The following is a 6,330-nucleotide window of genomic DNA, read 5'->3' as shown; positions in this document are numbered from 1 at the left end:
GGCACGACCTGGCTGGTGACCAAGTTCAGCCGGGCCGAGCTGGACGACTCCGTGACGTGGCGCAAGCTCATCGGCGTGGCCGCGCTCGGGGGCATCGGCTTCACGGTGTCGCTGCTCGTCGCCGACCTGAGCTTCCAGGACCCCGGCGACGGGGACACGGCCCGCATCGCGATCCTGTCCGCCTCGGTCATCGCGGCGCTCGTGGCGACCGTTCTCCTGGCCGAGCGGCCGCGGGCGCGCATGCGCCCCGTCACCTCCTGACACGCCCGGGGAGAAGGAAAGTATCCCCCCGATTTTCCTTCTCCCCGTCTCACTGCTAAAGTTATTTCTTGTGCCCGGGTCAAGCCGGGCAGGCGCCTCTAGCTCAATGGCAGAGCAACTGACTCTTAATCAGTGGGTTCCCGGTTCGAGTCCGGGGGGGCGCACAGCTTGGCCCGAGATCATCACGATCTCGGGCCTTTCTTGTTTCCCCGCGTCCCCCGTTTCCTCGCACCGCCGATTCCCTCAGGAGCTCTGCTTTCCCGTGCCGACCGTTCTCGCCGCCCCCGCCCGCGCTCCGCACCGGCGAGGCCCGGCGCCCTGGCTCGTCCGGTTCCTGGCCCCGGGGCTCGCCGTGCTGCAGCTGTGCACCATCGTGGCCGAGCTCATCGCCGCCGCCGCCTTCGTCCCCCGCTACAACTGGGTGACGAACACGATCAGCGAGCTCGGCGTGAGCACCTGCACGACAGAGTTCGACCCGCGCTCTGGGGTCGAAGCGTGCTCGCCCCTCGCCGACCTCATGAACGGCGCGATGGTCGTCTCTGGCATCAGCCTCGTGCTGCTCGCCCTGGTGCTGTTTCGCTCGCGGGGCTTCTCCGGGGTCGCGGGGGTGCTCTGGGTCATCGCGGGGCTCGGCAGCATCGCTACCGGCTTCGTGGCGCTCGATTCGTCCTCGGAGCTGCACCAGCTCGTGTCGATGCCGCTCTTCTTCGGCGGGCCGCTCGCCATCGCGCTCGGGGCGTTCCAGTTCCGGGGCGGGGTTCGCCTCGCCGGCATCATCCTGGGCGGCATCGCCCTCGCGCTGGGGGTGCTGTTCAGCACGACGGATCTCGTCTACGGGATCGGCGGCCTGATCGAGCGGCTCGTCATCTGGCCGTCGCTCGCCTGGGTACTCGTCCTCGCGATCCTCGCCTCCCGGCAGGCCCGGGAGGCTGCGCGTCAGCCGGGCGACCCGGAGCCGCCCCGGGAACGCCGCTGACGCCCCGCGGGGCGGGGGAAGCCGGGGCAGCGTGCCCGGCTAGACGGTCGTGGTGCTGATGAGGTAGCCATCCACGTGCATCCGCAGGTGTTTCTGCCCGGCGTCGGCGTGGTGGGGATTCATCTCAAACTCGATCTGGACCAGGTGCTGTTCGCCGTGTCCGACGGTGAACTCCATCGTCCGAAACCGTTGCAGGTGCACCCGCATCGGCTTCTCAATGACGAGCTCGCGATCCACGTAGACCCGCTCAATCGACTCCCAGTGGTTCAGGTCGTAGGTCACCTCGTGCTGCTCCTGGTACCCAACGATGATCGTGGCGGTCAGCCGACGGTGTTGCGGCATGCGCCGGGAGAGGGTGGTGCGGGTCAGCAGGTTCATCATGCGGATTGTGTTATTCACAGATTGCTCCTGACGCTCCGGGGTTCCTCCCCATCGTAGGGGTCATCGCGCCGCGGCGGGGCGGCGATTGCGGGCCCCCGGCTCCTGGCCTGCCCGAGAACGCGTCTCCCGGCACCGTCCGGCAGCTGATCGGCTTTCCTACGCGGCACAGCTATGGTGATCGTATGTGCCAGTACCAATCCACCTGTCCCACGACGCGTCATCGTCCAGGAACTCAGTGCCCGGTTCGGGTCAGCATCGAAAAGCACAATCGGAAAGTTCACGAACAGAACATCCGGTTGCTGTGGACGCTGGTTTTTGTCGTGGCTGTCCTTGCGATCGGTTTGGGCCTGTACTGGTTCTTTCTCCGCGACGGTGCCCTGGGTATCGGCATCCCCGCCATCGACAATCTGCTGATGCAGTAGCGAGTACACCAGGGTGAAGCGGTTGGTTGGGCCAAATGTCCAGACCGAACGGCACGACCAAGTGTTTCGTCGGGCGTGAGCGCTCACTCACGAGGAAGGCATAGGTTCTTGCTATGAATACGGCTCAGCTCTTGGTCATTTTGTACGTCTCGCTGTGGCTCCTCGGCATCCTCATTTTCCTCTGGGTACTTTGGGCCATCATCCGCGGAGCTGTCTTGTCTGCGCTTCGCAAGCACTCGGAAGAGGTCCGGTCCGCACCTTCCCGCTAGGCCAGGCCCATGGAGCAGGTGAGTTAGCCGAGCCCCTGCCCGTAGCCCCACCAGACCAGCGTCGCCACGAGGAAGACCACGACCGGCGCCCCGATGAGCAGCACGAGCGTCCAGACCGCCATCGGGCGGCGCTCACCCCGGAGCAGCGACAGGACGGCGAGCACCAACGCGGCGAGGAACGCGAGCGCCGCCATTGCCTTGCCCAGGACGGGACCGAGGAGCTGGCTGGGCACGCTGAAGGCGTTCATCACGAAAAACGAGAGAAACCCGGCGAAGACCAGGATCAGGGCAATCCGGCCGAGACGCGGCGGAGTTCGCAGGGGCGGGAGCGGTGTTTCCGTCATAGCGGCAACCCTACCGAAGCGTTCGCTCCCCGGAGCGGGGTCCGAGCGCCCGGGCGGCGAGCAGGCCGCCGAGCCCCGGCACCACGGACAGCCAGCGGCCCCGCCGCGCCGCTGGGGTGTCGAGCGCCTGGGCCAGGAGCATCGCGACGACGACGGTGCCGCAGTACGCGAGCCCGTGCACGGGCCCGAGGCCCTTCGTGAGCACGGGGTGATGCACGGTGGCGAGGTTCACGAGCATCGCGGCCAGCGTGACCAGTTCGACCGTGCCGAGCGCCCGGAGGAGGCCGAGCAGCCGCCGGGCGCTCACAGCCCGGCCCCGGTGGTGGAGCCGGGACGGACGATCATGAGCACCACGACGATGGCCCAGAGCAGGTTGAAGACTCCGGCGCTCATGGCGAGCCGCGGGCGGTCCGCGCCGCCGAGCGCGGCCGCCTGCGCCGGGAGAATCCCCCAGATGAGCACCGCGGCGGCGAGCGCCGTGAGCACCATCGAGACGATGAGCCAGGCGTCGCCGAGGACGCCCAGGGAGGCCCCCGTGGCGACGCCGAAGACGGGGACGATGATCCCGATCACCGCGTAGACGCGGCAGATGCGGTGCAGGATCCGGGCGACGGCTCCCCCGGGGTCGGCGCGCTGGGCCGCGGGGAACATGCTGGCGGCGACGGCGACGGGGCCGACCGTGAGGATTGCGGCGATGACGTGCACGGAGAGGAGGAACGCGGTCACGGGGGCGGCGCCTTTCTGCGGGGCTCGCGGGAGTCCCGAGGTGTGGGGGGGGGTCCTGCCATCCTCCCGCGCTTGGGAGGCAGACGATAGTGTCCTTTTTGCCAGCTTTCGCCAAGTTCTCGCCACTCGGGATCGACGCGTGTGATGGGCAGCTATTCGGAGGTTTTCCCGGTATTCTCCGGGCATGTTCACCGTTGTTGTGCTTGCCCTCCAGGAAACGATTCCCTTTGATCTGGCCACGCCGATCGAGGTGTTTTCCCGGGTGCGCTTGCCGGGTGACCGCCCCGGGTATCGGGTCGTGGTCGCGGGCTCGGCCCCCGTCGTCGCGGCGGGGCCCATCCGGATCGGGACCGACGATGGCCTGGAGGCGTTGGATCGCGCGGACCTCATCGTGGTGCCGGGGCGCACGGCTCCCGAGGAGCCGACGGAGCCCGAGGTGCTGGCCGCGCTGCGCCGGGCGGCCGGGCGCGGCACCCGCATCGCGTCGATCTGCGTGGGGGCCTTTTCGCTGGCCGAGGCGGGGCTGCTCGACGGCCTCCCGGCGACGACGCACTGGCAGGCCACGGCGGCGCTTGCCCGGCTGGCCCCCGCGGCCCGGGTCGACCCCGATGCGCTCTTTGTGGACGCCGGGCAGGTGCTCACCTCGGCGGGGGCCTCGGCCGGGCTGGATCTGTGTCTGCACCTGGTGCAGCGCGACTACGGGGTCGCGGTTGCGGCGGAGGCGGCCCGGATGGCGGTGACGCCCCTGCACCGCACGGGGGGCCAGGGGCAGTTCATCCTGCGGAACCGGCCGACGGCGCCGACGGCGACGCTGGAGCGGGTGCTCGGGTGGCTCGAGGAGCACGCGCACCGGCAGCTCACCCTGGCGGAGATCGCGGCGGCGGCGGGGGTGAGCGCGCGCACCCTGAATCGGCGCTTCGCCGAGGAGACGGGGATGAGCCCGGTGCGCTGGCTCGTCGGGGTGCGCGTTCGGCACGCGCAGGAGCTGCTGGAGACGAGTGATGCGACGGTGGACCGGATCGCGGCGCAGGTGGGCTTTCCGAGCCCGAGCAATCTGCGCGCGAAGTTCACCGAGATCGTGGGGGTGACCCCGGGCGCGTACCGGCGTGCGTTTCGACGCGCGACGGGGTGAGCGGCCCGGCAGCCGCCCGCCGCTCCCGGCCGAGCCTCGCCCGCTCCCCCGCCCGATAGAATCGGCGCATGATGATGACGCTGATCGTGAGCCTGGTGTGCGTTGCCCTGGGCACGGCGCTCGTGGCGCTCGGCACGACCCTGTTGCGGCGTACCGCCGGGAACGCGCCGCTGTCCCCGTGGGCGTTTCCGAAGGGCACCCCCGTCCCCGTCCTGCTGTGCACGATCGGCGGGGTGGTCCTTGGCGGCATCGGCGCGATGATGATCCAGGACTTCGGGCGTCGTCCGGCCTGGCTGAGCGTCGCGCTCATCGCGGTGCTCGCCCTCGTCTGGGGTGGCCAGATTCTCCTGCACAACCGAGGCGTGGCCCGGCGCGAGCGCGGCTGAGCGGGCGCGTGACGCGGCCCGCTCCTGGCCTCGTTCGGCGGCGACGGTTCCCCCGCCGCGCGGTTCCCGGTAGCCTGGCGGCATGTCGACAGCGTCCGTGATTTCGATCGTGGTGGCGGTCGCCCTGCTGCTGGGGGGCGCCGTCCTGCAGCTCTGGGGCATGCGCATCGTCACCCGGCGGGCCGGAACCGACCGGGTCCCGCTCCTGCGCCACGACCCGGACACCCCGATGTCCGTGCGGTCCTGGCTCATCGGGGGCATCACCGTGATGGGCCTGGGCACGAGCCTGCTCGCCGGGACGCGCGTGTGGCCCTGGTGGGCCGTCATCGCCCTGTTCCTCGGCCTGATCGCGCTCACCGCTGTGCTGCCCGTGCTCCGGCACAACCGGGCCGCCGAGGGCCCAGCATGACCGTCGCTGAATTCGTTGCGGCGGGCGCGACCGCGCTCGAGAGCCACGGGACACCCGGCGCCGCCTGGACCGTGCTCGCGGACCCCGACGGGAACCGCTTCTGCATCGGCGACCCGCACTGACGTCACCCGCACCCACCCCGAAGGAGAGCCGCATGACCCACACGCCCGAGGCATCCGCCGCTTCGCAGTCGCCGGAGCCGCCCGGCGGCCCCGCCCGCCCGGGGCTCTCGATCGGCATGATCACCGTCGACACCGTGGATGCCCGGGCGCTGGCCGCCTGGTGGGCCGAGCGCTTTGGGGCCACCGTCACGGACGACTTCGACGGCTGGTTCTGCTCCGTGACCGGCGGATCGCTCTCACTCACCCTCGGCTTCCAGCGGGTCGAGGAGCCGACGCCCGGCAAGAACCGGGTGCACCTCGATCTCGCCCTCCCCCTGAGCGGCCCGAGCCGCGCGGAGACCGTCGCGGCCTTCGTGGCCGCCGGGGCCACGGTGCACGACACGGTCGCGATGCCCGAGTTCGGCTGGACGGTGCTCGCGGACCCCGATGGGAACCTGTTCTGCGTCGGCGACCCCTCGACCTAGCCGCTCGGGGCCCCGGGGTCTCGGCTAGGCTGATCGGGTGACCGAGCAGACGATTCCCGCCGTGCAGATGCCCTCCGCTGACCTGATCTTCGCCCTCGAACTGGCGGAGCTCGCCGATTCGATCGCGCTCCCGCGCTTCCGGGCCGCGGACCTCACGATCGACGAGAAGCCGGACCGCACCTTCGTGACCGACGCCGACCTCGCGGTCGAGCGCGCGCTCCGCGCCAAGATTGAGGCGGAGCGGCCGGGGGACGGCTTCTACGGCGAGGAATCCGGCCGAGTGGAGCAGGGCTCCCGACGCTGGGTGCTGGACCCCATCGACGGCACCTCAAACTTCCTGCGCGGGGTGCCCAACTGGGCCGCGCTCATCGCGCTTGAGGTCGACGAGGTGCCCACCGTCGGCGTCGTCTCGGCCCCCGCCTTCGGGCAGCGCTGGTG

The 6,330-nt window shown here is 70.4% G+C and carries 13 protein-coding genes and 1 tRNA gene; 10 read left to right on the top strand and 4 right to left on the bottom strand.

The features are described 5' to 3' along the window. The 3 genes from OOT08_RS14455 to OOT08_RS14445 all read left to right on the top strand — a co-directional run. Positions 1–261 (top strand): Na+/H+ antiporter NhaA (locus OOT08_RS14455; protein WP_325093487.1); only part of this gene is annotated, 261 nt, incomplete at its 5' end. A gap of 92 nt (positions 262–353) precedes the next feature. Further along, a tRNA-Lys gene (locus OOT08_RS14450) sits at positions 354–425 on the top strand. Positions 426–523: 98 nt separating this feature from the next. Next, the gene (locus OOT08_RS14445) at positions 524–1,237 is read left to right on the top strand and encodes a DUF998 domain-containing protein (protein WP_325093486.1); all 714 of its coding nucleotides are present in this window, start codon (positions 524–526) and stop codon (positions 1,235–1,237) included. Between the two features lie 39 nt (positions 1,238–1,276). Here OOT08_RS14445 and OOT08_RS14440 read toward each other — a convergent pair whose 3' ends face one another. After that, the gene (locus OOT08_RS14440; RefSeq protein WP_325093485.1) at positions 1,277–1,636 is read right to left on the bottom strand and encodes a hypothetical protein; all 360 of its coding nucleotides are present in this window, start codon (positions 1,634–1,636) and stop codon (positions 1,277–1,279) included. A 164-nt stretch (positions 1,637–1,800) separates the two neighbouring features. On the opposite strand from OOT08_RS14440, the gene OOT08_RS14435 reads away from it, so the two are divergent. Beyond that, entirely contained in the window at positions 1,801–2,040 is a 240-nt protein-coding gene (locus OOT08_RS14435; protein WP_325093483.1) for a hypothetical protein, read from the top strand. Between the two features lie 292 nt (positions 2,041–2,332). Here the strand turns inward: OOT08_RS14435 and OOT08_RS14430 are convergent, their stop codons facing one another. The 3 genes from OOT08_RS14430 to OOT08_RS14420 are packed head-to-tail and all read right to left on the bottom strand — an operon-like array spanning position 2,333 to position 3,379. Further along, positions 2,333–2,653, bottom strand: coding sequence for a hypothetical protein (locus OOT08_RS14430; protein WP_325093482.1), 321 nt, complete (start codon positions 2,651–2,653; stop codon positions 2,333–2,335). Positions 2,654–2,663: 10 nt separating this feature from the next. Beyond that, a complete protein-coding gene (locus OOT08_RS14425) occupies positions 2,664–2,960 on the bottom strand; it encodes a hypothetical protein (protein ID WP_325093481.1) in 297 nt (98 codons plus the stop codon). After that, complete coding sequence (locus tag OOT08_RS14420; RefSeq protein ID WP_325093480.1) at positions 2,957–3,379, bottom strand: hypothetical protein; 423 nt, start codon at positions 3,377–3,379, stop codon at positions 2,957–2,959. Before OOT08_RS14420 ends, OOT08_RS14425 begins: the two co-directional genes overlap by 4 nt. A 184-nt stretch (positions 3,380–3,563) precedes the next feature. Here OOT08_RS14420 and OOT08_RS14415 point away from each other — a divergent pair, with 184 nt between their 5' ends. The 6 genes from OOT08_RS14415 to OOT08_RS14390 all read left to right on the top strand — a co-directional run. Beyond that, positions 3,564–4,511: a GlxA family transcriptional regulator gene (locus OOT08_RS14415; RefSeq protein WP_325093479.1), complete on the top strand. Its 948-nt coding sequence runs from the start codon at positions 3,564–3,566 to the stop codon at positions 4,509–4,511. Positions 4,512–4,579: 68 nt separating this feature from the next. Beyond that, positions 4,580–4,897 (top strand): hypothetical protein, encoded by a 318-nt coding sequence (locus OOT08_RS14410; RefSeq protein WP_325093478.1) that lies wholly within the window; start codon positions 4,580–4,582, stop codon positions 4,895–4,897. Positions 4,898–4,979: 82 nt separating this feature from the next. Continuing rightward, a complete protein-coding gene (locus tag OOT08_RS14405) occupies positions 4,980–5,306 on the top strand; it encodes a hypothetical protein (protein ID WP_325093477.1) in 327 nt (108 codons plus the stop codon). After that, a complete protein-coding gene (locus OOT08_RS19210; RefSeq protein ID WP_442916259.1) occupies positions 5,303–5,428 on the top strand; it encodes a VOC family protein in 126 nt (41 codons plus the stop codon). Before OOT08_RS14405 ends, OOT08_RS19210 begins: the two co-directional genes overlap by 4 nt. 32 nt (positions 5,429–5,460) lie before the next feature. Continuing rightward, complete coding sequence (locus OOT08_RS14395) at positions 5,461–5,892, top strand: VOC family protein (RefSeq protein WP_325093475.1); 432 nt, start codon at positions 5,461–5,463, stop codon at positions 5,890–5,892. A gap of 67 nt (positions 5,893–5,959) precedes the next feature. Beyond that, a partial coding sequence (locus OOT08_RS14390) for an inositol monophosphatase family protein (RefSeq protein WP_325093675.1) occupies positions 5,960–6,330 on the top strand: 371 nt, incomplete at its 3' end.

Source organism: Leucobacter sp. M11 (genome assembly GCF_035726885.1).
GTDB lineage: Bacteria > Actinomycetota > Actinomycetes > Actinomycetales > Microbacteriaceae > JAPFRB01.
Note: the sequence above shows the minus strand (reverse complement) of the source record. Positions and strands in the feature narration are given on the sequence as shown.

What these genes read in the sequence shown, in the direction of transcription:
- OOT08_RS14435 (WP_325093483.1), top strand. Translation starts at nt 1,801, where the DNA reads ATGTGCCAGTACCAATCCACCTGTCCCACGACGCGTCATCGTCCAGGA.
- OOT08_RS14430 (WP_325093482.1), bottom strand. Translation starts at nt 2,653, where the DNA reads ATGACGGAAACACCGCTCCCGCCCCTGCGAACTCCGCCGCGTCTCGGC.
- OOT08_RS14415 (WP_325093479.1), top strand. Translation starts at nt 3,564, where the DNA reads ATGTTCACCGTTGTTGTGCTTGCCCTCCAGGAAACGATTCCCTTTGAT.
- OOT08_RS14410 (WP_325093478.1), top strand. Translation starts at nt 4,580, where the DNA reads ATGATGATGACGCTGATCGTGAGCCTGGTGTGCGTTGCCCTGGGCACG.
- OOT08_RS14405 (WP_325093477.1), top strand. Translation starts at nt 4,980, where the DNA reads ATGTCGACAGCGTCCGTGATTTCGATCGTGGTGGCGGTCGCCCTGCTG.
- OOT08_RS19210 (WP_442916259.1), top strand. Translation starts at nt 5,303, where the DNA reads ATGACCGTCGCTGAATTCGTTGCGGCGGGCGCGACCGCGCTCGAGAGC.
- OOT08_RS14395 (WP_325093475.1), top strand. Translation starts at nt 5,461, where the DNA reads ATGACCCACACGCCCGAGGCATCCGCCGCTTCGCAGTCGCCGGAGCCG.